Genomic DNA, 25,786 nt, shown 5'->3' on the forward strand with positions numbered 1-25,786 from the left:
GGATGTTGCGGGCCTGCCGGCCCGGGGCCGCGTCCGTGGTCGGTGGTCGGAGGGCGAACGCGCCCCGGCATGAACCGGTGGCTCGATCCCGCGCCTGTCGAGCGCGGGACCGAGCCACCGGTGACGGGCTCAGCGCCGCGAACGGGCGGGCGCGCGGGTGAGCGTCAGCACGATCAGGCCCAGTACGATCATCGCCGCGGCGAACACGATCATGCGGGGCATGTCCTGCGCCGCGCCGGTCTCGGCGAGCTCGTCCGGGCCACCGTTCTGCGCGGTCACGTCGCCGCCGGACTTCTGCTGCTGCGGCTGCGGGGACTGCTGCGGAGCCTGCTCGGCGGCCCGCTCCGGCTCCTCGTGGACCGCGAGCCGGTCGGTGCCGTCCGATCCGGACGCGGCCTCGTTCCGGCCGCCGTTCTCGCCCGCGACGGCGTCCGGCTTCTGCGTGTCCGCGCCGTCGTCGCCGGCTCCGGCCTGCGGGTCGGCCGACTCCTCGCGGTCCGCCGCGTCGTCCTCGGCCGGGCCGTCCGGCGTGCCGGCCTGCTGCGATTCGGGCGTGGCCGGATCCGGTTCGGCGCCGGACTCCGGCTGCGGCGAGGGTTCCGGCTCCGGTGACGGCTCCGGCGACGGTTCGGGTTCCGGCTCCGGCGACGGTTCGGGTTCCGGCTTCGGGCTGGGTTTCGGTTCGGGCTCCGGTTTCGGTTCGGGCTCCGGTTTCGGCTCCGGTTCGGGCTCCGGCTTGGGTTTCGGTTCCGGCTTCGGCTCGGGTTCGGGCGTACGGTCCCCGTCCCCGTCACCAGCGGCGAGACGCTTGAGCTGGTCCATCGAGCCGTTGAACGTGTTCTGGTCGCCGGGCATCGGACCGTGGTCGTTGTACTGCCAGATCGTGTAGTGCCCCCACCCGCCGGGCAGCTCGCCGACGCGCTCGTTATAGCGGGCGATGAACAACGGATGATCGCTGCCGAAGCGGGCAGTGTTGCCCGTGCAGGTCTTCCACCAGCTCGTGGTCGTGTAGATCATCGGCCAGCGACCGGTCTTGTCGTGGATCCGCTCGGAGAAGTTCTCGATCCACCGGACCATGCTGTCGTGCGACCGGCCGTAGCAGGGGTCGCTGCCGTACGGGTTGTACTCCATGTCCAACAGCGGCGGCAGCGTCTTGCCGTCGGCCGACCAGCCGCCGCCGTTCGCGATGAAGTAGTCGGCCTGGGGTGCCGCGGGGCCGACGTCCGGGCGCGCGAAGTGATACGCGCCGCGGATCATGCCGACGTCGTAGGCGCCGTTGTACTGCTGACCGAAGTACGAGTTCGTGAACCCGGTTCCTTCGGTGGCCTTGATGTAGGCGAACCGCGCGCCGGTGTTCCACGCGTGCTGCCAGTTCACGTTCCGCTGGTGTCCCGAGACGTCGATCCCGGGCACGCCGTCGGGCGCGGCGGCGGCGCGCGAGCCGCCCAGCAGCGTCAGCGAACCGAGCAGCATCGCCGCCAGCGCGGCCAGGGTCAACGAGATCCGCGAGGCGGTGCGCAGGCCGTTCGCCGGCATCGTGTTCCTCCCACGCCGCGCGCGGGCGGAACCCGGCGCGGTATTCGGTTCGGACCGCACTCGGCATGCGCGCGGCCCTGGTCTGCACAAGCGCCCCCAGGATCGGTTCCCATGGTGCTGGTGTAAACATGTGGGTCGGGTGTGGTGGGTGTGACTTCTGAGGTTTACGCAGGTCAGGTGACCTCCAGAAATGGCGCAGTGCAGCCGAACTCACCTGGGCGGGTGACGCCTACGAGGGGACGGGATGTCGTCTCATCGGAGGTACGGGTCCGGGTCGTCCCGCGGGCCGGGCCGGTTCTGACGGATTCGTGACATCCGGACGGAGTGCGGGCATCGGCCCGCGGGCGCTCCTACGGTGGCGGCATGCGTGTTCTCATCACCGGTGGCGCCGGCTTCGTCGGATCGCACGTGGCGGACGTTCTGACCGAGCGTGGCCACGAGGTGCGGCTGCTCGACGCGCTCGTCGACACGGCCCACGGTGGTGACGAACCGCCCGTCTGGGTGCGGGGGTACGACACGGTGCTGGGCGACGTGCGCTCGGCCGAGGTGCTGGACTCCGTGCTGTCCGATGTGGATGTCGTGTGCCACCAGGCCGCCGTCGTCGGGCACGGACTCGACCCGTCCGACGCGCCCCGCTACACCGGACACAACGACCACGGCACCGCGGTGCTGCTGGCCGCGATGTATCGGGCCGGGGTGCGGAGGCTGGTGCTGGCGTCGTCGATGGTGGTCTACGGCGAGGGCCGGTACACCTGCCCGGAACACGGCCCGACACCGCCGGGGCCGCGGGACGCCGCTGCGGTCGCCGCGGGCCGGTTCGAACCTCCGTGCCCCCGATGCGGCGCCGACCTGGCGCCCGTGCTCGTGCCGGAGGACTCCGTGCTGGACCCGCGCAGCGTCTACGCGGCGTCGAAGGTCGCGCAGGAACACCTCGCGAGTGCGTGGGCACGGCAGACCGGCGGTGACGTGTGGGCGTTGCGGTACCACAACGTGTACGGCCCGAGGATGCCGCGCGACACCCCGTACGCGGGCGTGGCGTCGCTGTTCCGGTCGTGGCTGGAACGGGGCGAGGCTCCGGTGGTGCTGGAGGACGGCGCGCAGCGACGGGACTTCGTCCACGTGCGGGACGTGGCGCTGGCCAACGCACTCGCGGTGGAACGGCCGACCGCGGGCCTCACCCCGGTCAACGTGTGTTCCGGCGAGCCGCACACGGTGGGCGAGCTCGCGGCGGAGCTGACGCGCGTCATGGGCGGTCCGGCGCCGCGGATCGCGGGCGGGGCCCGGCCGGGCGACGTGCGGCACGTCGTCGCGGACCCGGTGCGGGCGAAGGAACTCCTCGGCTTCGCCGCGGCCGTGTCGTTCAGCTCCGGTGTGGCGGCGTTCGCCACCGACCCGCTCCGCTCGTCGGCGGGCCTCGGCTGAGCGGCTTCGCGGCGGTGAGGGAGTGCGGCTCAGGTCGCGAGCGGAAGCCGGATCTCGAACCGGCAGCCCGGCCCGTGGTTGCGCACGTCGATGTGGCCCGAGTGTGCCTCCACCAGCCCCTTCGCGATGGCCAGTCCGAGGCCGGCCCCTGCGGGCTGGTCCCCGGACTCCGGCGTGCGCGCGACCGTGCCGCGGTAGGCCACGTCGAACACCTTCGGCAGCTCGGCCTCGGTGATGCCGCCGCAGGCGTCGTCGACCGCGAGCACACCCTGATCGGCGTCGACACCGGCGTGCACCACGACGGTGCCGTCGTGCGGGGTGTGACGGATCGCGTTGGCCAGCAGGTTGCGCACGACGCGCCCCAGCTCGGGGTCGCTGCCGAGGACAACCGGCCAGACCGGCGCGTCGGTGTGGACCCGGATCCGTTTCCGCCGGGCGGCCGGCCCCTGCGCGGCCAACGCGTCCCCGACGACGTCGCGCAGCGGCACCGCTGCGAACGTGAGGCGGAGCGCGCCGGCCGTGATCCGCGACAGTTCGAACAGGTCGTCGACCATGCCGGACAGCCGCGCGCTCTCGGCGCCGATCCTGCCCGCGTAGTCGGCCACCTCCTCGGGTTTGCTGACGACGCCGTCGGACAGCGCCTCGGCCATCGCGCGAATGCCGGACAGCGGGCTCCGCAGGTCGTGGCTGATCCACGCCACGAGTTCGCGGCGCGACTCCTCCGCGGCGCGTTCCCGGCGGCGGGCCTCGCGTTCCCACACGCTGCGACGGGCGATGAGCCGTCCGAACAGGACGGCGAGGGGCACGGTCACCAGCGCCACCAGCAGGCAGACGAGCCACATCGTGGCGAGGGTGGCGTCGAACATGAAGCCGCTGACGCCGAGCACGCCCGCGAACATGGCCGCGACCGGGATCAGCACCAGCACGGTCATGGTCGTCGCCAGGGTGCGACGGCGTACGGCGCGGAGCACGAGCGCGCCCGCGAGGACCACCGGGACGACCAGTGCGAGCGCCACCGGCAGGATGTGCAGCGCGTGTTCCAGCATCGCCGCGAAGGACTCGTCCGCGGTGATCATGAGCCGAGTCCCGCGTCGTAGCGGTAGCCGACGCCCCAGACGGTGGCGATCCGAGCGGGTTCGGCGGGGACCCGCTCGATCTTCTCCCGCAGCCGTCGCACGTGGACGGTCACGGTGGACTGATCGCCGAAGTCCCAGCCCCACACCCGCTCCAGGAGCTGCTGCCTGCTGAACGCGGTGCCGGGATGGGTGAGGAAGAACCACAACAGGTCGAACTCGCGCGCCGTCAGAGCGAGGCCGGTGCCGCGCAGCGTCGCGGTGCGGGCGGCCGGGTCGAGTGTCAGCGGTCCGTCGGTCACCACGGCCGCGGACCCACCCGCGTCGGCGTGCGGCCCTGCCCGCCTCAGCACCGACGTCACGCGCAGCGCGAGCTCGCGCGGGCTGAACGGTTTCGTCACGTAGTCGTCCGCGCCGAGCTGCAGGCCCGCGATCCGGTTCTCCTCCTCGCCGAGGGCGGTGAGCATCACGACGGGCACGTCGGAGGCCTCGGTTCCCGTGCGGATGCGGCGGCACACCTCGAGCCCGTCGAGGTCCGGGAGCATCAGGTCGAGCACGACGAGGTCGGCGGGCCGCTCCCGGTGGGCCTGCAGCGCCTCGCGCCCGGTGCCGACCGGAGTGACGGTGTAGCCGGCGAGTTCGAGGTACCGGCGGACCACGTCGCGGACCGTTGTGTCGTCGTCGACGACGAGCACCGTGCCCGCGACTCCTGCCGGAGCATCGGCGCCTGAAGAGGAACTCCCGGTCGGGGTCATGGCACTCCTCGGTCGGGTGACGCGCGGCGGCGCGTCACCAGTTCGTCAGGAACAGATGGTTCACCGCGAGTGCGGTAACGGCCTGCAACGTCAACCACCAGCGCGCGCTGCGGGCCGGCAGGAAGGCCGCGGCGGCGAGCAGCCAGACGGCGAAGGGCAGCCAGATGCGTTCGACCTCGGCCTTGGACAGCCCCGACAGGTCGGCCGCGACCACGGTCACGACCGCACCGGCGACCACGGCGACGAGCCGGGGTGCGGTGCGCACGGCGCACCCGGCCCGGCGGAGTGCGGGCCCGATCGCCGGTCCGGTGGCGAGCGCGAGACAGCCCAGGTTGGCCCACACCCAGAACGAGTACGGTCGGTCGGCGGCGATGCCCTCGTAGTACCGGTCGACCACGGCGTGGTAACCGTCCAGCCACCAGAACCCGGTCAGCGCGAACACCCCGACGACGGCGAGCGCGGCGGCCACGGCGAGGCCGAGCGCCCGCCAGGCGCGGGTCGCGACCACGACGGCCAACGCGACGGCCCCCAGCGTGATCAGCCCGTACGAGAGGAAGATGCCGAACCCGAGGATCGCGCCCGCGGGCACGGCCCACGCCACGTGGCGCACCGTGGCGAGCGCCAGCAGTGCGATCCCGGTGGCGGTCGCCCCGGCGAACAGTGCGTCGGCGGAGACGCCGAGCCACACCGCGCCCGGGAACAGCACCAGCAGCGGCAACGCGACGCGGGCACGGTCGGGATGACCGAGCAGCGACACCGTCGCCGGGACGGCCACCGCCACGAGCGCACCCGCCAGCACGCACACGGTCGACGCGGCGACGCCGCCGCCGAGACCGATGCGGTCGAGCCAGACGAACACCAGCGTGGCGCCGGGTGGATGGCCGGCCACGTGCACCGTCCACGAGTCGGGTCGGCCGTGCGCGATGCGGTCGGTGAACCCGGCGAGCATCGCGGGGATGTCGGTGATGCCGGGAACCTCGGCGAGGTACTCGGTGCCGGGGGTGAGCCGGTTCGCGAATCCCCGCTGCCAGCCGTCCACGAGCGCGAGCGAGGTGATCCAGCCAACCGACGCGACATAGCCGAGCAGCAGCGCCCGGCGCCACGGCAGCCGGGCGGCGAGCGAGGGTCCGTAGACGACGGCGAGGAGTGCCAGCACTGCGGCGGGGACCGTGCCCGGCCCGATGTGCCCGTACGGCGCGCCGATGATCGGCCACTCGCCGAAATCGTCCGGCGCCCCCTTGAACGAGTTCGGGCCGAGCTGCCGTGCCGGGTTCCACCAGAGGGTGCCGGCCACCGACACCCCGACCAGTGCGACGACGACCGCGGCGGCGACGAGATCGGCGGGTGGCACGGCCCGGCTCCGGGTGGGGGAGCCGGGCCCCTCGGCACGCGGGTCGGCGGTCATCGCCGTCGAATCTAACGGGGCGGTCACCGGCGGCGCAGCCGACGCGGCGCGACGTCAGGACTTTGTAAGACGTCGGGTCCGGCCGCGGCCACGTCAGCCTTTCGTAAGCCGCCGTGCGGTTTTCGCACCCCGCCCGCGCGGCCTAGCGTCGCAGAGGTGGACGACGACAGAGATGAGAACGGCGAGCGGGTCCCGACCGGCCCGGCGGACGCCGGCGGCGACGACCGACACGGCGGTGAGTCCGCGACCGTGGACGTGGTGCTGCCGTGCCTCAACGAGGCCGCGGCGTTGCCTCGGGTGCTGGCCCGCCTTCCCGCCGGGTACCGCGCGCTCGTGGTGGACAACGGCTCGACCGACGGCTCGGCGTCGGTGGCGCGCGACCACGGCGCGGCCGTCGTCACCGAGGTCCGGCCGGGCTACGGCGCGGCCGTCCACACCGGACTCCTCGCGGCGTCGGCCGACATCGTGTGCGTGATGGACGCCGACGGTTCGCTGGACGCCGCCCTGCTGCCCGACCTGGTCGCGGTCGTGACTCCGGACCGGCTCGTCGTGGGAGCACGGCGGCCCGTGACCGCCGCGGCCTGGCCGTGGCACGCACGCGCGGGAAACCGGATGATCGCGGCGGTGCTCCGGCGGCGCGGCGTGCCCGTGACCGACCTCGGCCCGGTCCGCGCGGCGCACCGGGCGTCCCTGCTGCAGCTGGACGTGCGGGACCGGGCGTTCGGCTACCCGCTCGAAGTGCTGTTGCGGGCGGCGGAAGCGGGCTGGTCGGTGGTGGAACGGCCGGTCGACTACCACGAACGGGCCGCGGGGACGCGCAGCAAGGTGACGGGTTCGGTGCGCGGCACCTGGCGGGCGGTCCGCGACATGGCGAGGGTCCTGTGAGCGACGGGATCGTGCTCGTCGTCGCGAAGGCCCCGGTCGCGGGAGCGGCGAAGACCCGGCTCGCGGCGTCCACCGGTGCCGTCGCCGCGGCACGCGTGGCCGCGGCGTCGTTGCTGGACACCCTCGACGCGGCGTTGCGCACCCCGGCCGCGGCGACCGCCGTCGCGTTCACCGGCGACGTCGACGCCGCGGAGGAGCGCGCCGAGCTGAAAGCGCTGCTGGGCCGGTGCGAGGTGTTCGGCCAGCGGGGCTCCGGGTTCGCCGAGCGGCTCGCCGCGGCCCACTCCGACGTGGCCGCGCGGCACGCTGGCGCACCGGTGGTGCAGATCGGGATGGACAGTCCGCAGGTCACCCCGGCATTGCTCGCGTCGGCGTTGTCCCGGTTGGGCACCGCCGGCGCAGCGCTCGGACCTGCGCCGGACGGTGGCTGGTGGGCGCTCGCGCTGCGGGACCCGCGGCACGCCACGGTCCTGGCCGACGTCCCGATGTCCACGGCGGACACGGCACGTGCGACCCGCACGGCACTGGTCGGCCGCGGCCTCGACGTGGCGTCCCTGCCCATGATGTCCGATGTGGATACCGCCGCCGACGCCCGCGCGGTCGCACGCACGGTGCCGGACGGCCGGTTCGCCCGCGCCGTGGCGGCGGAACTCGGTGTGTCCCCGGGGGAGGGGACACGGTGAACGGATTCGAGACCGGACTGCTGGGCGGACGGGCGTGGTTCGACGTCGCCGACGGCACCCGCATCCCGCTGCCCGCCGAACGCTGGCACGCGACCCCGGCCGCGGCGACGAGCATGGCTCGCGGCCGACGCCGCGACCGAGATCGCGGCGGAGGCGAGCCTGCGGCTGGACTGGGTGGTCGGTCACGCCGGCAGGTGGTTCGCGGAGCTGCGGAAACCCTGCCGGTCCGGCAAATGCCCGCCGGCCCCGGAACGGGCCGGGCTCCCGGTCGCGGCGGAGTAGCCGGTCGCGGGGAACCCGGTCCGCGAGGCGAGCCGCCCGCGCGGCACTGACGGCGGCGGACGTCCGTCCGGCGGAGGCTTGTCGCTCCGGCCGCGGCGGCGCTACCGTCGCCGCGAACCGAGTGTGCCCGCTTCCGTGGGCACCGGCGCGACCTGGAGGGGCAGCGTGGCCCAGAAGGCATTCGCCTCGTCGGCGGACCTCGACGAGAAGGAACGGACGCTCGAGGTGCTGGCCGAGGGCGTGTACGCACTCACCGCGGAGGGCGATCCGAACGTCGGCGCGATCGAGGGCGAGGACTTCGTCGTCTGCTTCGAGGCGCTGGCGACGCCCGTGGTCGCCGGCGAATGGCTGGCGATGTTGCGGGAGCACACCGACAAGCCGGTGCGGTACCTGGTGCTGTCGCACTACCACGCGGTGCGCGTGCTCGGTGCGTCCGCGTTCGACGCCGACGTGGTCGTGGCCCACGACAACACCCGCGCCCTCGTGGCGGAACGCGGCGCCGAGGACTGGGAGAGCGAGTTCGGCCGCATGCCGCGGCTGGCCAAGGGCGCCGACTCGGTGCCGGGGCTGACGTGGCCGACGCTGACCTTCTCCGACCGGCTGACCATCGACCTCGGCGGCGACCGCGGCGACCTGGTGCTCGAGTACTGCGGCCGCGGGCACACCGAGGGCGATCTCGTGGCGTGGCTGCCGCGGCAGCGGATCCTCTTCGCGGGCGACCTCGTCGAGGCCGAGGCCGCGCTCTACACCGGCGACGCGTTCCACCGCGAATGGGCGTCGTCCACCCTGGACCGGGTGGCCGCCTACGGCGCGGAGCAGTTGGTCGGCGGCCGCGGCGGGGTGACCAGGGGCCGCCGTGCCGTCGACGCCGCCATCGCCCAGACCCGCGAGTTCCTCACCGTCATGATCCGCGAGGTGAGCGCGGTGCACGGGGCCGGAGGGACGCTCAAGGAGGCCTTCGACCGAACCCACGCCGCCCTGGCACCGGGCTACGGGCACTGGCCGATCTTCGAACACTGCCTGCCGTTCGACGTCTCCCGGCTCTGGGACGAACTGTCCGGGGTGGACCGCCCGGTGATCTGGACGGCCGAGCGCGACCGCGAGGTGTGGGACCGCCTGCAGGACTGAGCGCGACGGAGGGAGGAGCCGTGGCGGACCTCGACGATGCGGTCGCCACCGGCGGTGTCGCGGTGATCGGCGGAGGCCCGGTCGGACAGACGACGAGCCTCCTGCTGGCCCGCCGGGGCGTGCGCGTCGTGCTGCTCGACGGCAGGCCGGAGCGGGACGCGGTCGGCTCGAAGGCGATCTGCCAACAGCGCGACGTGCTCGACGTGTGGGAGTTCGCCGGCGGCGGACGGCGCATCGCGGCCGAGGGGCTGACGTGGCGCACCGCCAGGACGTTCCACCGTGACCGGGAACTGTTCGCCGACCGGCTGCCCGACGCCGGGGTGTCCGAGTTCCCGCCGTTCGTCAACATCTCGCAGGCGCGGGTCGAGGAGATCCTCGACGAGGAGATCGCGCGGCAACCGCTGATCGAGGTCCGGTGGGACCACGAGGTCACCGGGCTCGACCAGGACGGGTCCGGGGTGACGGTCCGCTGCGCGGGCGGGCGGGACGTGCGCGCCGCGTACGCGGTGGCCTGCGCCGGGGCCCGTGCGGAGGCCGTCCGCCGGGCGCTCGGCGTCACCTTCGGCGGCCGGTCGTTCGACGACCGGTTCCTCATCTGTGACATCCGCGCCGACCTGCCCGGCTGGGCCGACGAGCGCAGGTTCTACTTCGACCCGGCGTGGAACCCGGGCAGGCAGGTGCTGATCCACCCGTGTCCCGGCGGTACGTTCCGCATCGACTGGCAGGTGCCCGAGGACTACGACCCCGACGCGGAGCGGGAGTCGGGCGCGCTGGACGAACGCATCCGGGCGATCGTCGGCGACGTCGACTACGAGGTCGTGTGGACGTCGGTGTACCGGTTCCACTCCCGCGTGGTGGACCGGATGCGGGTCGGCCGGGTGCTGCTGGCCGGCGACTGCGCCCACCTGTACGCTCCGTTCGGCGCGCGGGGCTTGAACTCGGGTGTCGGGGACGCCGACAACGCCGCGTGGAAGCTCGCGTGGGTGTTGCGGGGCTGGGCCGGGGACGAGCTGCTGGAGAGTTATCACGCCGAGCGCCACGCCGCGGCGACCGAGAACCTCGCGGTGACGACGGCGACGATGGATTTCCTCGTGCCGCACGACGACGAGGGACGTCGCAGGCGCGAGGCCGTGCTGATCGGCGCGGCGTCCGATCCCGGGCTGCGGGCGCAGGTCGACTCCGGCAGGCTGGCGGAGCCGTTCTGGTACGTCGCCTCGCCGTTGACCACCGCCGACGGCACGCGTCCGTTCGTGGGCAGGCCGCCGCGCGCGACCGTACCGACGCCCGCGCCCGGCATCCTGGCGCCCGACGTGCCGGTGTCGCTCGCGGGGTGCACCCGCCTGCGGGAACTGGCCCGCACCGGTTTCCTCGTCCTGGCGGCACCGGAGTCCGATGTGGCGGGTGCGCGGACGGTGCTGACCGACGGGGACACGAACGGTGGCGACCCGGACGAGGCGGTCGGGCCGGGCCCGGTACGTGTGCTCGCGGCCGACGAGGTCGACCCGACGGGCTCGGTGGCGGCCGAGCTCGGCATGCGCCGCGGGGACCTGTGGGTGCTGCGTCCGGACGCCTACGTCGCCGCGGTGGTCACCGACCCACGGGAGCTCGGACCGGTGCTGCGCCGGGCCTGCGGCCGCGCCGGTACCGCCGTCCGGTGACGACGAGGGCCGCACGCGGTGATCCGGAGCGGGCGAGATCGTTGTGCCGCGCAGAGGTGGCCGCGGAGGGGTGGCGTAATGCCGTCCGATGTCGCATTCTCGATCGTCGCCGCGCCTCGCCCGCCGGGCGAGGCGCGGCGAAGCCGGCAGGCGACCGCCTCCCCGGCACGGTTCGAACAACGGAGTTCACATGGAACCGCAGTCCCCACTGCAGGGGGCCGCAGCGGCCGACGACCGCCGGCAGGCCCCCCGGAAGTTGACCACCGGCGAACGGAAGGTGCTGGCCAGCACCCTCGCCGGCACATCCATCGAATGGTTCGACTTCTTCATCTACGCCCAGGCCGCCAGCCTGGTGCTCGCGCCGCTGTTCTTCGGCCCGCTCAGCGAGGACTCGCCGGGGCTCGCGGCGGTCGTGTCGCTGGCGACGATCGGGATCAGCTTCCTGTTCCGCCCGCTCGGGGCGATCATCGCCGGGCGCTACGGCGACCGGCTGGGCAGGAAGAAGATGCTGGTGCTCACGCTCGTCACCATGGGCGGCGCGACGTCGCTGATCGGCCTGCTGCCGACGTACTCCGAGATCGGTGTCGCGGCGCCCATCCTGCTGATGCTGCTGCGGATCCTGCAGGGTTTCTCCGCGGGCGGGGAGTGGGGCGGTGCCGCCCTGATGTCGGTCGAGCACGCACCGGTCCACCGGCGCGGGACGTTCGGCGCCTACCCGCAGATCGGTGTGCCCATCGGCCTGATCCTCGCCACCGGAATGCTGTGGGCCATCACCGCCGTGACGACCCCGGAGCAGTTCCAGGCCTGGGGCTGGCGGATTCCGTTCCTGTTCTCGGTGGTGCTGGTCGTCGTCGGCTACGTGATCCGGCGGGCCGTCGAGGAGAGTCCCGTCTTCCAGGAGATGCTGGAACGGCGGAAGGAGTCGTCCGCACCGCTGCGCGATCTGATGCGCCGCAACAAACGCGAGGTGCTGCTCACCGCGCTCATCTTCGTGGGCAACAACGCGGCGGGCTATCTCGTCATCGCGTACTTCCTCAGCTACGGCACGAGCGTGCTCGGGCTGGAACGGTCGGCGATTCTGACGGTGATCGTGATCGCCTCCGTCGCATGGTTGGCGTCCACGCTGTGGGGCGGCATGCTGTCCGACCGCATCGGCCGGGTGCGGACGTTCCAGTTCGGGTACGCGTTCATGTTCCTGTGGATGCTGCCGATGTTCCTGCTGGTCGACACCGGTGAGCTCCTGCTGTTCGGTGCGGGGATCGTGATCCTGGCCCTGGGCCTGGGCTTCTCGTACGGGCCGATGTCCGCGCTGTACGCCGAGATGTTCCCGGTCAGCGTGCGCTACTCGGGCGTGTCGATCGGGTACGCGCTCGGCGCGATCCTCGGCGGAGCGTTCGCACCCACGATCGCCGAGTTGCTCGTGCAGGGGACCGGTTGGGGAGGTTCGGTCGGCCTGTACATCATGCTGCTCGCCGTCATCTCCGGTGGCGCGGTGTCGCTGGTGGCCGAGCCGAAGGGCGTCGACCTCGGCGTGACGGTGAGCGGACCGGAACCCGCCGACCGGGCGGGCACGTGACGGCGGAGCCGGCCACCGGGCGTTCATGCCCAGGGGGATGCAGCAAGACTCACTTGACGCGCACGGGACACCACGGAACGTTCGCAGCGGCTCACGGCAGAGCCGCGGACAGGGCTGGCCGGGTGACTGCGGTGGCTGATCCGTGCCGCGTCCTTCACGGTGGTCCGATACACCGTGGCAGTGGACATGGTGGAACGCTTTCAGAGAGGAAAGGCCCGTGGACAACCTCGTCGTGCTCAGTCTCCTCGCCCTTGCCCCGATCCTCGTCATCGGCGTTCTACTGGTCGGGTTTCGGTGGCCGGCGAAGTACGCCATGCCGTGTGGGTATGTCGTCGTCGTGCTTGTCGCCTTGCTGGTGTGGGACATGGACATTGCCGGGGTGGCGGCCGCCTCTCTCGAGGGGTTGATCACGGCGGCGACCTTGCTCTACATCGTCTTCGGCGCCCTGTTGCTGTTGTCGACGCTGACCGTCGGCGGCGCCATGGCGACCATCCGGGCGGGGTTCATGAAGATCTCGCCGGATCGACGGGTGCAGGCGGTCATCATCGGGTGGCTGTTCGGTAGCTTCATCGAGGGTGCCTCCGGCTTCGGCACGCCGGCGGCGGTGGTGGCTCCGCTGTTGCTGGCGCTGGGCTTTCCGGCCATGGCCGCGGTGATGGTGGGACTGATCATCCAGAGCACGCCGGTCACCTTCGGCGCCGTCGGCACCCCGATCCTGGTCGGGGTCAACGACGGGCTGCGTGGCGGCTCCGGGGTGGCGGAGCGCTCCACCGAAATGGGGTTGACCCACTCCGAGTACGTCGCGGAGATCGGATTCCAGACCGCGGCCATCCACGGTGTCGTCGGCCTGCTGATCCCGCTGATCCTGGCGGTCATGCTCACCGGGTTCTTCGGCCCCGAGCGCAGGTTCGGCGATGGGCTGGCGATCTGGCCGTTCGCGCTGTACGCCTCGTTGGCGATGACCGTCCCCTCGGTGCTGGTGGCCCGGTTCCTCGGCCCGGAGTTCCCGTCGCTGCTGGGCGGGATGATCGGGCTCGCGCTCGTCATGTTCACCTCGAGCCGGGGCTTTTTGATGCCGAAGGACACCTTCGACTTCGGTGCGCGCTCGAGTTGGTCGGAGCGGTGGATGGGCAACATCGAGCCGGGGGCGTTGTCCGAGCCGGCGGCGCGGATGAGCCTGGTTCGGGCGTGGACCCCGTACGTTGTCCTCGTCGGCCTGCTGGTCCTCACCCGCATCGTCGACCCGCTGAACGAGTTCCTCACCGAAGCCCTGTCCATCCCGTTCGACGAGCTACTGGGCACGGAGATCTCGACGTCCGTGGAACCGTTCTACTCACCGGCATTCATGCTCATCCTCGCCTGCGTGGTCGCTTATGGGCTGCAGCGGATGAACGGTCGCCAGATCGGCCAGACATGGAAGATCGCCGGTCGCCAGTTGGCCGGGACGGCTGTGGCGTTGTTGTTCGCCGTGCCGTTGGTGCGGGTTCTGATCCAGTCCGGTCCGGAGCTGAACGACTCGGGCCTCGCGAGCATGCCGGTGACCATGGCCGAGGGGGCAGCCGCGATCTCGGGCGGTGCATGGCCGGCTGTCGCTCCCTGGATCGGCGCGCTCGGTGCGTTCGTAGCCGGATCCAACACCGTGTCGAACCTGACGTTCTCGCAGTTCCAGTTCTCCACCGGCGAGCAGATCGGCGTGCCGCCGGAGAACGTCGTCGCCGCGCAGGCCGCCGGTGGCGCGGGTGGCAACCCGATCGCCGTGCACAACATCGTGGCCGCATCGGCGACCGTGGGGCTGCTGGGCCGTGAAGGCGACCTGATCCGTAAGACCATCCTGGTCACGATCTACTACTGCGTGACAGCCGGTTCGTTGGTCTACATGGCCATCTACGGCATCGGGTTCAATCTGGGCACTCTCATGATGGTCGTGCTCGTCGCCGCGTTGGTCGGGCTGGTCGTGTGGATGCGTCGGCAGGCACCCGGACCGAGTGGGGCCGGTCGAGGTTCGCGCGGTTGAGGTCCGCGCGTGGTAACGCCACGCGCCCGGCAGGTCGCGGTCCGCTGCTCAGGCTCGGGGTTTGAGCAGCGGCCGCGGCCTCGGCACTGTCCCGGCCGCGGACGTCGGCCCGGTACTGCGCAGCGCGTCCCGGAGGGGATTACCGCTGTCGCCGATGTTGGCTCGTCGAGCTGCGAAGAACATTCCACTTCGTGTCCTGAGCCGGTTCAGTGCGGGTCGGTTTCCGGTGCAGCAGGCCCTCAGGCGATGACCAGGCGTTGCAGGTCGGTGCCGACGGTGACGGGGCGGTCGTATCCCTTGGCGGCCATGTGTTCCCACCGTGCTGTGTCGACCGGAGATCCGAGATTCGAGATGTGGGAGAGCACGAGCGCCGCGGCGTCCGCCTTCTGGGCCACGCTTCCCACTTCCTGCACCTCGACGTGGGACTGGAGCATGTGCTCGAGATCGGCCGGGCTCAGGTCGACGTCCCGGACGTTGATCGCCTCGTGGACGAGCATGTCGGTGCCTCGGGCAAGGGTCGTGAGGTTGTCGGTCGTCCGGGTGTCGCCGGAGAACGTGACGGACCCGTGGTCGGTGTCGAATCGAAACGCGAACGAGGGGAAGACCGGCCCGTGCGGCACCAGGGTCGCCGTGACCTTCACCCGGTCGTCCTCCATGACAGGGAACGGCGGAGTGGCAGGTGCGGTGTTCCGAGGTCCCGCGCCGACGGAGGGAAGGGCGATCTCGTGGACATCGGCGAGGGTGCGAATGTCGCGGATGCTCATGTCTCGCAGGAAGATGTTGTCGCTGTAGGCGTACGCCTGGTGTAGTCGCGTGGTCATCTCCGCGGTGCCCGGCGTCGGCGATTTCGGTGCGACGGTGGGCGCGGTGCCGCCGCCGAACTTCGGCGGCAGATCGTCGGCGGGCCCGGGGCCGTACACCGGTACCGGGCCGGCGAGAGTGTCACCCAGGATGTTCTTGATGTGCCCACCGAGCAGGAAGAAGTTGTAGTAGTCGGCGACGTGGTCGGCGTGCAGGTGCGTGAGAAAGATCCCGCGCAACGAGTCCAGCCGGAGTCCGGCCTCGACGTACCGGGTCGTGGCGGCCCTGCCACAGTCGACGACGTAGGTCGCACCGTCGACGACGAGCGCGGTGGCGATACCCGCGCGGCCGGGGTCCACCGGCGGTCCGGCTTGGGTCCCGAGCAGCACGACGGCCAGCTTGTCCTGCTGTCCCGAAGACGCGGGCGTCGATGCGGCGGTCCTGGTCGCGACGGAGCCACCCGAGCAGCCGGCGATACCACCGAGCGCGGCCAGGCCGCCCACCGCGCCCAGCACCGAGCGTCGAGGGAGTCCTTCCCGGACTCCGGGGGACAGATCGTTCGATGCACCACACAGCGTGCACATACGGAAACTCCTCTCACGAGGTCGACGGTGCGGACGGTAAGCCGGTGGTCGGGTGCCGGTCAGGTCCTGTTCGCCATCGCGCAACGGTGATGCCTGGGAGGCGTAACTGTGCTATCGCTGTGGAGGTCCAATGCCGGGCGGACGCGTCGCCCGGCCGGATCTACAGGAGGCTGGTGTGACGACCTCGACACGCGGGTCCGGCGGAGACGTAGCGTCGGTCACCCGCGCCGTGGCCGTTCTCGAGTGTTTCGAGGACGCCGAGCACCTGGGTGTGACGGAGGTGGCGGACCGAATCGGGACGGCCAAGAGCACCGCGGCCCGGCTGCTGGCCACGTTGCGACGTGCCGGACTGGTCGAGCAGGACCCGGAGACCGGCCGCTACATGCTCGGGCTGCGGCTGTACGAATGGGGGCAGCTCACGGCGGCCCGGCATGCGCTGCGCGCAGCGGCCCGTCCGATCCTTCACGGCCTGTCCGCGGAGGTCGGGCTCACGGTCGCGCTCGTGTTCCCCACCGAGCGTGGCGTGGTGCACGTCGATCGCGTCGAGCCGCGTGGCGCCGTCGACTTCTGGAAGCATCGCGGCACGACCTTCTCCAATCGCGGTGCGGGCGGCGTCGTGATCGCCGCGAGCCGCGACGAGCCGGAGCACCGCCGGCCGGGAGCCGGCAGCGACGATCTCGCCACCCGCATCGCCAGGGCGCGGGACGACGGTTACGCCCTCGAGTTCGGCCACGTGATCGACGGAACCGCGTCCCTCGCCGCCCCGGTCCGCAGGCTCGCGGCGACCGAGGCCGCCATCGCCGTGATCGGACCCGAGCGGTCGTTCCGCTCCCGTGCCACGGTCGGTCGGCTCGCCGGGCTCGGCCGTTACGCCGCTCGCACGCTCGAAACCTGCGGACCACCCGAGCTCGGGTAAGGGCATCCGAGGCGGCATCGGGGCGCTACGCGGTTACCGGGCGGTCGAAACCCGGTGAGAGGCAACGCGGACGGGTTGACCGCCGCCGATCAGCAGACGCCGTCGGTGCGCTGCGGAACGCCGAGGCCGAACAGCGGCCGGAGCTTGATGCCGACCCAGGTGCCGAACAGGGCGAAGGCGCCCCACAGCCAGCCGTGGAGGCTTCCGGTCGAGATGCCGCCGAGGTAGGCGCCGATGTTGCAGCCCCCGGCGAGGCGGGCGCCGAGCCCCATCAGGATGCCCCCGAGGACCGCGGCGACGGCGGTGCGCCACGGGATCTCGGAGCGGATCTTCCACGCGCCCGCCGCGGCGGAGGCCACGGCCGCGCCGAGGATGATGCCCACGTTGGTGAGCGTGGTCTTCTCCGTCCACACGGAACCGTCGAGCATCTCGGCGAACCGCGGCTGCTGCCAGAAGTCCCAGGTCTCAGGGTGTAGCCCGATCAACTGCAGCAGCTTGGCTCCCCACAACGCGAACGCCGTCGTCACGCCCCAGATACCGCCGGAGACGAGCATCACCGCGGCGGCGAGGACACCGAGTACGACCGCGCCGACCAACATCGGCCAGGAGCCGCGGAACACCCGGGCGATACCGGTCGCGGTGGGCGGCGCCCCGACCGGCGGCGGGGTGCGTCGGGCCTGGACGATCCGGGTCGCCACGACGATGAGCAGCAGCACGGCGATCGTGATCGCCCAGGAACCGAACCAGCCGACGTGGTCGGCCAGCAGCACACCGGGCACCGCGGGCCAGCCGTCGAGCAGCGGGAAGGCGAACGTGTACAGCACCGAGCCGACGACGAAACCGCCGAGCGTGAGCACGATCGTCGACTGGCCGGAGCCGACGGCGAACAGCGTGCCCGAGGCGCACGCCCCACCCAGTTGCATGCCGATCGCGAACAGGGTGGCGCCCACGAACAGTGCGATACCGATCGGCCCCGCGCTGGCTTCCGGGGTGTTGCCGAACAGGCCGGTGCCGGTACCGATCACGAGCGCGATCAGCGTGGCCGCCGTGCCGAGCAGCAACGTGTGGGCACGCAGCCCCTCGCCGTTGCCGACACCGATCAGCTGCCGCCATGCGGACGTGAAGCCGAATCGGGAGTGGAAGAGCGCGACGCCGAGGAAGAGGCCGATGACGAGCAGCGCGCCGAACTGCGCCCCGTGCACCGCCCAGACGTACCAGGCGAGGGCGACAGCCCCGATCCCGGCTGCGGTGAGCGGCGCCGTGCGCACGGGCTCCTCCGGCTGCCGACGGGGCGCCGTCCCGGAGGTCGGTGACGTGGTGAGGAAGTTGCGCACGCTGGTCGGGTCGGTGTCGGTGGACACGGTCGCTCCTGCTTCGCTGATGTGGCGCGGCCCGCGGCGATCCGCAGTGGATCCCGGGCGGCCGTGGGTGGGTCCGAGCCCGCGACGATGCGGCGGTCGAGCCCGTGGTGGACGATCACGCGGCTTTCCGGCGGACCGACGGTGGGATGCCGCCGCGGCGGGTGCCTGCACGGGCCAGCCTACGTCGGCGCGCCGCCCCGACGAACCGTGTCCACGATCCGGGACGCCCCGGACACGACCGCGGCAGGTGGGCCGCGATCGGCGTCACACCGGCCGGTCGACCTCACCCGGCGGCGGGGTCGCCTCGACGACCTCGGGCGGCTCGAACGCGCGGACGGCGGGTACGTCGGCGCCCGTGGGTTCGATCTCGACGAGGGTCGTGCCGGACGTCGGTCCCTGTGCCAGCCGGGACGTACCGGTGTCGCGCGTGAGCACGTTGGGGTTGCCGTGTCGACAGACACCGTCGTCGTCGGGGTCGTACCAGGCACCCGTCGCCAGCACCGCCACGCCGGGCCGCACCGCGTCGGTGAGCCGTGCGCCGGCGAGGCAGGCCCCGCGGTCGTTGTGGATCCGCACGGTGTCGCCGTCCGCGATCCCACGGGCACGGGCGTCGTCGGGGTGCAGGTCGACGGGTTCGCGGCCGCCGACCTTCGAATCCCGGCTGATGCGGCCGCCGTCGTACTGCGAGTGCAGTCGCGTCTTCGGCTGGTTCGACACCAGGTGCAGGCCGTGGCGCTCGGCGGCCTCGGTGCCGAGCCGCTCGTAGGGTTCGAGCCACACGGGCATGCCGGGGCAGTCCGGATAGCCGAACGCGGCGACCGTGTCGCTGACCAGTTCGATCCTGCCGGACGGGGTCGCGAGGGGAGCGCCCGCGGGATCGGTGCGCAGTGTGGCGAAAGAACCGCCGTCGGGTGTCATGTCCTTCTCGGGCAGAGCCGCCGACCCCGCGCGCCAGAACGCGTCGAAGCCGGGCAGATCGACGCCCTCGGCACGGAGCCGCTCGCGCGTGCGGTCGTACAGCTCGCGCACCCACTGCCGTTCGGAGCGGCCTTCGGTGAAGCGGTCACCGAAGCCGAGCCGCGCGGCGAGTGCGGCGAAGACCGCGTGATCGGTCCGCACGTCCGCGGGTGGCGGCACCGCCCGGTGCATGGCGGTGATGGTGGAGTCGGCGGCGCCCAGCGCGAAATCGTCCCGTTCGAGCGTGGTGGCCACCGGGAAGACGATGTCGGCACGCCTGGCCGTCGCGTTCCACCACGATTCGTGGACGATCACCGTGTCCGGGCGTTGCCACGCCCGCTCCAACCTGCCGAGATCCTGGTGGTGGTGGAACGGGTTGCCGCCCGCCCAGTACACGAGGCGGGTGTCCGGGAAGGTGATGCGCTCGCCGTCGTAGTCGACCGTCCCGCCCGGTTCGAGGAGCATGTCGGCGATACGCGCCACCGGGATGCGGGCCACGGCACCGCCGGCGGGCTGGGGCAATGCGGCGATCCGTCGATGGCCCCGGGTGCCGTGCTCGGCGATCCCCAGGCCGCCCGCGGGGCCGCCGCCGGGCAGGCCGCACGATCCGGACAGTGCCGCCAGCGCGATGCCCGCCCAGTACGGCTGTTCGCCGTGGTCGTGCCGCTGGATCGACCACGCGAGGTTGATCACCGTGCGATGTGCGGCGATCGTGCGCGCCAGCTCACGGATGCCGTCCTCCGGTACTCCGGTGATGCCGGAGGCCCATGCCGGATCCTTCGCCGTGCCGTCGCTCCGGCCGAGCACGTAGTCACGGAACCGGTCGAAGCCGACGCAGCAGCGGGTCGCGAAGTCGGTGTCGGCGAGTCCCTCGGCGAGCAGGACGTGGGTGAGCGCGAGCATCAGCGCCGTGTCCGTCCCCGGCCGCAGCGGCAGCCACCGCGCGCCGAGTTCGGCCGCGGCGTCGTCCCGGACGGGGGAGACGTTGACGAACCGCACCCCGGCCCCGGCCGCGGCGCGTTGCCACGACGTCTGCGTGTGCCTGCTCGGGCCGCCCGGCACCATCTGCGTGTTCTTCGCGGCCAGTCCGCCGAACGAGACGACGAGGCCCGCGTGCTCCGTGATCTCCCGCCATGTCGGGCCCCGCTCGTGCAGGCTCGTCGGCCCGCCTCCGATCACGTGCGGAAGCACGACCTCCATGGCGGCGAAGCTGTAGGTGTTGACCGAGGCGGTGTACCCGCCGGCCATCGCGAGGAACCGGTGGATCTGGCTCTGGGGATGGTGGAACCGCCCGGCACTGCCCCAGCCGTAGGAGCCGCCGTAGATCGCCGCCGGCCCGTGTTCGCCGCGGACCCGGGTGAGCTCACCTGCCGCCAGGTCGAATGCGCGGTCCCAGGTCACGGTGACGAACCGGTCCCGGCCGCGTACCGAGTCGCGGTCGCCGAGGAGCCAGCCTTCGCGCACCATCGGGCGGGTGATCCGGTACGGCGCGTGGTTCACCTCTGGCACGCCCGCCCCGACCGGCGACGGATCCGGATCGCCCGGATGCGGTTCCACCGCGACGACCCGGTCACCGGAGGACACGACGTCGTAGCGGCCCCAGTGGAAGGTCGTCGGGGTGCGGGTGGTCTCACCTGCCGAACTGTCACCACTCACACCGGCGACCGTACTCGCGCGCGGTGCAGGCGGCCGCCACGGTCGCCTGCACCGCGCGGACATCGGCGAGCGCCGGGCGCCGGCGACTGCACTGCCGGGCAGGGTTGTCGCGAGTAATCTCCGATGCTGTGACCTGACGTGACCGTGGTCACGCCGGCCGGGTCGACGGCACACATCGGAGGGGAGTGCAGTTCATGGCAACGATCGTGGCAGGGATCGACGGGTCCGCATCGGCTATGCACGCGGCGGTGTGGGCCGCCCGGGAAGCCGAACGGCGCGGTGACGCGGTACGGCTGGTCTTCGCCTATTTTGTCCCGAGCGGCGCCTACCCGGCGTTCGTGTACTCGGTGGAAAAGGTGCGCGAGGGTGTCGAACAACAGGCCCAGGCCGCGCTGGACGCCGCCCGGACCGAGATCGCGCAGGCGGTGCCGGGGATCGAGGTCGAGGCGCTGCGTGTCGAGGGCCAGCCGGCCCATGTGCTGGCGAACGAGTCGCGCGGTGCGCGGTGTGTGGTGGTCGGATCGCGTGGTCTCGGCGGGTTCACCGGTATGCTCGTCGGCTCTGTGGCCGTGTCGCTGGCCGCACATGCCCACAGCGATGTCGTCGTGGTGCGGGGCGCACGCTACGACGACCCGCCCCCGATGGCCGGACCCGTGGTCGTCGGCGTGGACGGATCGGAGCACGCCGGGCAGGCCGTGTCAGTTGCCTTCGACGCCGCACAGCTACGCGGTGTGCCACTTGTCGCAGCGCATACCTGGAACGATGTGATCGCGACCGAAGGACCTTACGCATATCCGTTCCCGACGGACCTGACCGAGGTGGAGGCCGCAGGGCGCACGCTCCTCGACGAGGCGCTCGCGCCCTGGCGGGAACGCTACCCGGATGTCGAGGTGCGCGAGGTACTCGAAGCAGGGCGACCTGTCCGCGCGCTGTTGCGGCACGCCGAGGGCGCGCAGCTCGTGGTGGTCGGGACGAGGGGCCGCGGCGGGTTCGCCGGCATGCTGCTCGGGTCGACGAGCCAGGCGCTGGTGATCCACGCGCCGTGCCCGGTCGTCGTGACCCGGCCGGAGGGGTCGGGAGCCTGAGCCGATGGGAGCCCGCGACGCGACGACCGGCCCCGCGGACATCGCCGTGCGCGCGGGCATCCGCGCCCCGTCGCAGCACAACACCCAGCCGTGGCGGTTCCGGGTGCTCGGCGACGGCGTCGAGGTGCTGCGGGACGCCGGCCGGGTGCTCGAACACGGTGACGACGGCGGCCGCGGCGCCGACCTGGCGTGCGGCGCGGTGCTGTGCAACATGCGGGTCGCGCTCACCGCGGCCGGGTACGGCTGCGCCGTCGATGTGCTGCCGGACGGCGGGCGCCCCGAACTGGCGGGCGTCGTGCGGTTCACCGGACCGGCGAGACCCGGGCCCGAGGACATCGCGCTCGGCGCCGCCGTCGCGCGCCGGGCCACCAACCGCAGGCCGTTCGCCGACCGGCCCGTCCCGCCGTCGCTGCGGCACCGGCTCGCCGCCGCGGCCGACGGCGAGGGCGCCCGGCTCGTGGTGCTGTCCCCGGCCGAGCTCGACACGTTCGCCGCGTTGTTGCGCCGCGCCGACCACGAGCTCGCCCGCGATGCGGACTACCGCGCCGAGCTGGCCGCGTGGACGCACGACGGGGAGCGGCCGGACGGCGTGCCCGCGTCGGCGGGCGGGCCACGACCCGAGCCCGGGACGCTGCTGGCCATGCGCGACTTCGGTGCGGCTCGCCGCGTCGCCGACGAGCCGCCGACAGCGGCACGGGCGTTCGAACGTGACCCGTGCGTCGCGGTGCTCACCAGTACCGGCGACACCCGCAGACATCGGATCACCGCGGGCATCGCGCTGGAACACGTGCTGCTCGTGGCCACCTCACGCGGGCTGGGCGCATCGTTCCTGCCGCAGCCCCTGGAGGTCGAGTCCACCCGGCTCGAACTCACGACGGCACTGGGGCGCCGGGGGTACCCGCAGACCGCGTTGCGCCTCGGCTACGGATATCCCGGCGCGACGACCCCGCGTCGACCGGTGGAGGACGTGACCAGCTACGCCGGATGACGAGTGCCGTCCGGTGACGTCGGAAGGAGCCTCGAGGTATGGACACCGAAACCCCAGCGCTGCGGGACGGCCCGGTGGTGGTCGGGACCGACGGGTCCGACGGAGCGACGCGCGCACTGGACTGGGCGGCCGACCTGGCCGCGGCGAGCAACCGGCCGCTGCGGATCGTGCACGCGTTCACCTACGTGCAGGGCTTCTACGGCGGGGATCTTCCCGCCAGCCCCGAGGTGTACCGGGCGATGGAGGACGAGGGACGGAAATTCCTCGAGGACGCACGGTCGCGGGTGACCGCGAGGGCGCCCGAGGTCGACGTCGAGACCGACATGCCGTTGCAGGGGTCGGTGCCGATGCTCGTGGACGAGTCCGAGCGGGCGAGTGTGCTGGTGGTCGGCACCTCGGGCCGCGGCGGCTTCACGGGCATGCTGGTCGGGTCGACATCGGTGTCGCTGACCGCGCACGCACAGTGCCCCGTGGTGGTCGTGCGGGGCGCCGGCACCGGGATGGCGCGGGAGGGCCCGGTGGTCGTCGGAGTCGACGGCAGCGGGGTGAGCACGGCCGCCGTGAACGCCGCGTTCTCCGTAACGTCGCTGCTCGGTGCCCCGCTGGTCGCCGTGCACGCCTGGGCGGACGTGGAGTACGAGTGGCGCCTGGCCGAGATGGCCGAGGGGGCGTCGCAGGAGCAGTCCGAGCAGGTCGTGCTGTCCGAGGCACTGGCGGGCATGCCGGAGCGCTATCCGGACGTGCGAGTGGAGCGGGTCGTGGTGCCGGGCAAGCCCCGGCAGCAGCTGCTCGAACGCGCCCAGGGTGCTCGCCTGCTGGTCGCGGGCAGCCGCGGGCGCGGAGGATTCCGCGGAATGCTCCTCGGGTCGACGAGTCAGACGTTGATCCACCACGCCGCCTGCCCGGTCATGATCGTCCGGCCACGCCGGGGCTGACGCCGGGGCCACGCCGGGGCCGAGGGCGGGACCGACCGGGCGAGCGGCGGCGCGGCGCCGGTGTCACACCGGGCGAGGCCGGGGTTCGAGGGACTGCGGCGGGTGCGTGAACTCGACGACGCGGTCGTGGCGCACCCACGTCGGTTCGATGTCGTCGGCGGCGCCGTCCGGGCGAGTGGGCAGCCACACGACGGCGGTGTACGGATCGGGCACGGGCGGTGCGACGACGTGCCCGTGGACGCACTGCCGTGGCGCTGTGGCGGTGCCCGGCAGGTAGGTGACGCGGTCTCCGATGCCGATGTCGTCCGCACGTTCGATCATGGCGACTCCCTTCGCGCGCTTCTCGCGTCCGAGCCGCGGCGCCCGTGGACGGCGCGACCGGACGTGCCGGTCGACACCACCGGCCACCCGGTGCCCCTGCTGCATCCGGGTGCTGATGTCCGTCGTCTGCTCGCCCCGCGCGGGCGGATGCGGCCCTCGGTGTGCACGTTTCCCCGCACGGCAAGCTACACCCGGAAGTCGGCTGTGGCACCGCTCGCGAGCGGCCGGGGTCCGGGGTCGACCCGGCGGCCGGCGGCGGAGTTGCAGGCCACCGAACGGATCGTCGCCGGTGTCCGGTAGTCCACAGTGGACACCGTGACGCCTACCCGGCAGTCAGTGATATACGTCACACGAATAGGGTTTCGCGTGTGACGGCCGCATGAACGGGGTGCTCGAAGGATTCCTGGTCATCGGGTTCGTGGTCGCGGTCGGATACGTCCTCGGCCGCACCGGTGCGCTGGGCGGATCGGCCATGCAGGTGCTCTCGCGCACCGCCTTCTTCGTCGGCAGTCCGGCGCTGCTGTTCGGCACGCTCGCCCGCACCGACGTCGGTTCCGTCTTCTCCACGGCGCTGCTGGTCACCGGCGTCACCAGCACGCTGGCGTGTGCGCTATACCTGCCGTTCGGCCTGATGCGGCGCAGAGAGGCCGGTGAGCTCACCGTTGGCTCGATGGCCAGCGGCTACGTCAACGCGGGCAATCTGGGCATTCCGATCGCGACGTACGTGCTGCACGGCGTGGCCGACGTGGCGCCGGTGCTGCTGTTCCAGCTCGCGGTGCTCACCCCGGTGTTCACCTCGGTGCTCGACGTGTTGTCCGAGCGTGCCGGCGGGGGCAGTCCGAACTGGCTGCGGGCTTTCAGTGCGCCACTGCGCAACCCGCTCGCGCTCGCGAGTGCGGCCGGTATCGCCTGCTCGGCGACGGGCTTCCTGCCGCCGGAAGCGGTGATGGACCCGATCGACCTGCTGGGCGACCTGGCGGTGCCGGCGATGCTGCTGGCGTTCGGCATCTCGCTGCACGCCTCGACCCTGCCCGGCCGGGACCGGGACCTGCGCCCCTCGCTGATCACCGTCGTGGCGCTGAAGAACCTGGCACACCCGCTGCTCGCGTGGGGGCTCGCCACGGCGGTCGGCGCGGACGAGCACGCGTTGCTCGCGGCCGTGGTGTGCGCCGCGCTGCCCACGGCGCAGAACGTCTTCGGCTACGCCGTGCGGTTCGATCAGGGCGTGCAGCTGGCGCGTGACGCAGCGCTGACGACGACGATCGTCTCCCTGCCGATGCTGTTCGGCGTCGTCGCACTCGTCGGTTGACCGGCGCGCCCGTGCGGTGGCCCCCTGCCGGGCGGTACGAAGCGCCGGGACGACGCAGCCGTGGTACAAGTAAGTCTCCGATAGGCACAGGGTTCGGCGACGGAGGGCACATGGAACTGGTGATCACGGTCGACCGAAGCGACGATGGCTTGTTCGTGCGCGCAAAGGGCGAGGTGGACCTGGGGACGGTGGCCCAACTCGACTCGGCGCTCGACGCCGCGTGCCACGAGGTCTCGCCCCCGATGGCCGTGGTGGCCGACCTCAGTGGGGTCACGTTCCTGGCGTCGTCCGGCCTGAGCGCCCTCGTCCGGGCTCACGAACGCTGCACGGCGGCGGGGACCCCGTTGCGCGTGCTCGTCGGAAACCGCGCCGTGCTGCGCGGATTTGAGGTCACCGGTCTGGACAAGGTCCTCGACCTGCGCGAGAGCGAATAGCGTGCGCGACGCATAGGGTGTC

At 72.3% G+C, this 25,786-nt stretch carries 21 protein-coding genes; 13 read left to right on the forward strand and 8 right to left on the reverse strand.

Annotated features, from left to right (window positions below; translation table 11 throughout):
* Nucleotides 1-129 precede the first annotated feature (129 nt).
* Entirely contained in the window at nucleotides 130-1,536 is a 1,407-nt protein-coding gene (locus tag FHS23_RS23715) for a GH25 family lysozyme (RefSeq protein ID WP_183651755.1), read from the reverse strand.
* A gap of 363 nt (nucleotides 1,537-1,899) precedes the next feature.
* On the opposite strand from FHS23_RS23715, the gene FHS23_RS09345 reads away from it, so the two are divergent.
* Nucleotides 1,900-2,958, forward strand: coding sequence for an NAD-dependent epimerase/dehydratase family protein (locus FHS23_RS09345; protein WP_183651758.1), 1,059 nt, complete (start codon nucleotides 1,900-1,902; stop codon nucleotides 2,956-2,958).
* A gap of 29 nt (nucleotides 2,959-2,987) precedes the next feature.
* On the opposite strand, the gene FHS23_RS09350 is transcribed toward FHS23_RS09345, so the two are convergent.
* From FHS23_RS09350 to FHS23_RS09360, 3 genes are read right to left on the reverse strand one after another with little or no spacing between them, the layout of a single operon-like run.
* Nucleotides 2,988-4,034 (reverse strand): sensor histidine kinase, encoded by a 1,047-nt coding sequence (locus FHS23_RS09350; RefSeq protein WP_183651761.1) that lies wholly within the window; start codon nucleotides 4,032-4,034, stop codon nucleotides 2,988-2,990.
* Complete coding sequence (locus FHS23_RS09355) at nucleotides 4,031-4,786, reverse strand: response regulator transcription factor (RefSeq protein ID WP_183651764.1); 756 nt, start codon at nucleotides 4,784-4,786, stop codon at nucleotides 4,031-4,033. Before FHS23_RS09355 ends, FHS23_RS09350 begins: the two co-directional genes overlap by 4 nt.
* A gap of 34 nt (nucleotides 4,787-4,820) precedes the next feature.
* Nucleotides 4,821-6,191 (reverse strand): 6TM ABC transporter family protein, encoded by a 1,371-nt coding sequence (locus FHS23_RS09360; RefSeq protein ID WP_183651767.1) that lies wholly within the window; start codon nucleotides 6,189-6,191, stop codon nucleotides 4,821-4,823.
* Nucleotides 6,192-6,440: 249 nt separating this feature from the next.
* Here FHS23_RS09360 and FHS23_RS09365 point away from each other — a divergent pair, with 249 nt between their 5' ends.
* From FHS23_RS09365 to FHS23_RS09390, 6 genes are all read left to right on the forward strand, one after another.
* The gene (locus FHS23_RS09365) at nucleotides 6,441-7,076 is read left to right on the forward strand and encodes a glycosyltransferase (protein ID WP_183653701.1); all 636 of its coding nucleotides are present in this window, start codon (nucleotides 6,441-6,443) and stop codon (nucleotides 7,074-7,076) included.
* Nucleotides 7,073-7,759 (forward strand): DUF2064 domain-containing protein, encoded by a 687-nt coding sequence (locus FHS23_RS09370; protein ID WP_183651770.1) that lies wholly within the window; start codon nucleotides 7,073-7,075, stop codon nucleotides 7,757-7,759. Before FHS23_RS09365 ends, FHS23_RS09370 begins: the two co-directional genes overlap by 4 nt.
* Before the next feature lie 447 nt (nucleotides 7,760-8,206).
* The gene (locus FHS23_RS09375) at nucleotides 8,207-9,169 is read left to right on the forward strand and encodes an MBL fold metallo-hydrolase (protein ID WP_183651773.1); all 963 of its coding nucleotides are present in this window, start codon (nucleotides 8,207-8,209) and stop codon (nucleotides 9,167-9,169) included.
* Nucleotides 9,170-9,189: 20 nt separating this feature from the next.
* Entirely contained in the window at nucleotides 9,190-10,827 is a 1,638-nt protein-coding gene (locus tag FHS23_RS09380) for an FAD-dependent monooxygenase (RefSeq protein WP_183651776.1), read from the forward strand.
* 190 nt (nucleotides 10,828-11,017) lie between these two features.
* A complete protein-coding gene (locus FHS23_RS09385) occupies nucleotides 11,018-12,403 on the forward strand; it encodes an MFS transporter (protein WP_183651779.1) in 1,386 nt (461 codons plus the stop codon).
* A gap of 217 nt (nucleotides 12,404-12,620) precedes the next feature.
* Complete coding sequence (locus FHS23_RS09390) at nucleotides 12,621-14,417, forward strand: lactate permease LctP family transporter (RefSeq protein ID WP_183651782.1); 1,797 nt, start codon at nucleotides 12,621-12,623, stop codon at nucleotides 14,415-14,417.
* A 239-nt stretch (nucleotides 14,418-14,656) separates the two neighbouring features.
* Here the strand turns inward: FHS23_RS09390 and FHS23_RS09395 are convergent, their stop codons facing one another.
* On the reverse strand, nucleotides 14,657-15,733 hold the full coding sequence (locus tag FHS23_RS09395; RefSeq protein WP_221219312.1) for an MBL fold metallo-hydrolase: 1,077 nt from the start codon (nucleotides 15,731-15,733) through the stop codon (nucleotides 14,657-14,659).
* Nucleotides 15,734-15,977: 244 nt separating this feature from the next.
* On the opposite strand from FHS23_RS09395, the gene FHS23_RS09400 reads away from it, so the two are divergent.
* Nucleotides 15,978-16,718, forward strand: coding sequence for a helix-turn-helix domain-containing protein (locus FHS23_RS09400; protein WP_183651788.1), 741 nt, complete (start codon nucleotides 15,978-15,980; stop codon nucleotides 16,716-16,718).
* An 89-nt stretch (nucleotides 16,719-16,807) separates the two neighbouring features.
* On the opposite strand, the gene FHS23_RS09405 is transcribed toward FHS23_RS09400, so the two are convergent.
* Together FHS23_RS09405 and FHS23_RS09410 are read right to left on the reverse strand one after the other, a co-directional pair.
* Nucleotides 16,808-18,079 carry a YeeE/YedE thiosulfate transporter family protein gene (locus FHS23_RS09405; RefSeq protein ID WP_183651793.1) on the reverse strand — a complete coding sequence of 424 codons (1,272 nt, stop codon included), beginning with the start codon at nucleotides 18,077-18,079 and terminating at the stop codon, nucleotides 16,808-16,810.
* A gap of 264 nt (nucleotides 18,080-18,343) precedes the next feature.
* Nucleotides 18,344-20,692, reverse strand: coding sequence for a molybdopterin-dependent oxidoreductase (locus FHS23_RS09410; RefSeq protein WP_343053785.1), 2,349 nt, complete (start codon nucleotides 20,690-20,692; stop codon nucleotides 18,344-18,346).
* Between the two features lie 194 nt (nucleotides 20,693-20,886).
* Between FHS23_RS09410 and FHS23_RS09415 the strand changes: the two genes are divergently transcribed.
* From FHS23_RS09415 to FHS23_RS09425, 3 genes are read left to right on the forward strand one after another with little or no spacing between them, the layout of a single operon-like run.
* Entirely contained in the window at nucleotides 20,887-21,777 is an 891-nt protein-coding gene (locus tag FHS23_RS09415; protein ID WP_183651798.1) for a universal stress protein, read from the forward strand.
* Between the two features lie 4 nt (nucleotides 21,778-21,781).
* On the forward strand, nucleotides 21,782-22,765 hold the full coding sequence (locus tag FHS23_RS09420; RefSeq protein ID WP_183651801.1) for an Acg family FMN-binding oxidoreductase: 984 nt from the start codon (nucleotides 21,782-21,784) through the stop codon (nucleotides 22,763-22,765).
* Between the two features lie 38 nt (nucleotides 22,766-22,803).
* A complete protein-coding gene (locus FHS23_RS09425; protein ID WP_183651804.1) occupies nucleotides 22,804-23,700 on the forward strand; it encodes a universal stress protein in 897 nt (298 codons plus the stop codon).
* Nucleotides 23,701-23,763: 63 nt separating this feature from the next.
* Here FHS23_RS09425 and FHS23_RS09430 read toward each other — a convergent pair whose 3' ends face one another.
* Nucleotides 23,764-24,021 (reverse strand): hypothetical protein, encoded by a 258-nt coding sequence (locus FHS23_RS09430; RefSeq protein ID WP_183651807.1) that lies wholly within the window; start codon nucleotides 24,019-24,021, stop codon nucleotides 23,764-23,766.
* Between the two features lie 379 nt (nucleotides 24,022-24,400).
* On the opposite strand from FHS23_RS09430, the gene FHS23_RS09435 reads away from it, so the two are divergent.
* Both FHS23_RS09435 and FHS23_RS09440 read left to right on the forward strand, forming a co-directional pair.
* Nucleotides 24,401-25,330 (forward strand): AEC family transporter, encoded by a 930-nt coding sequence (locus FHS23_RS09435; protein WP_183651810.1) that lies wholly within the window; start codon nucleotides 24,401-24,403, stop codon nucleotides 25,328-25,330.
* A gap of 110 nt (nucleotides 25,331-25,440) precedes the next feature.
* Nucleotides 25,441-25,764, forward strand: a complete 324-nt coding sequence (locus FHS23_RS09440) for an STAS domain-containing protein (RefSeq protein WP_183651813.1) — start codon at nucleotides 25,441-25,443, stop codon at nucleotides 25,762-25,764.
* Nucleotides 25,765-25,786 lie beyond the last annotated feature (22 nt).

This window comes from Prauserella isguenensis (genome assembly GCF_014191605.1).
Classification (GTDB): Bacteria; Actinomycetota; Actinomycetes; order Mycobacteriales; family Pseudonocardiaceae; genus Prauserella; species Prauserella isguenensis.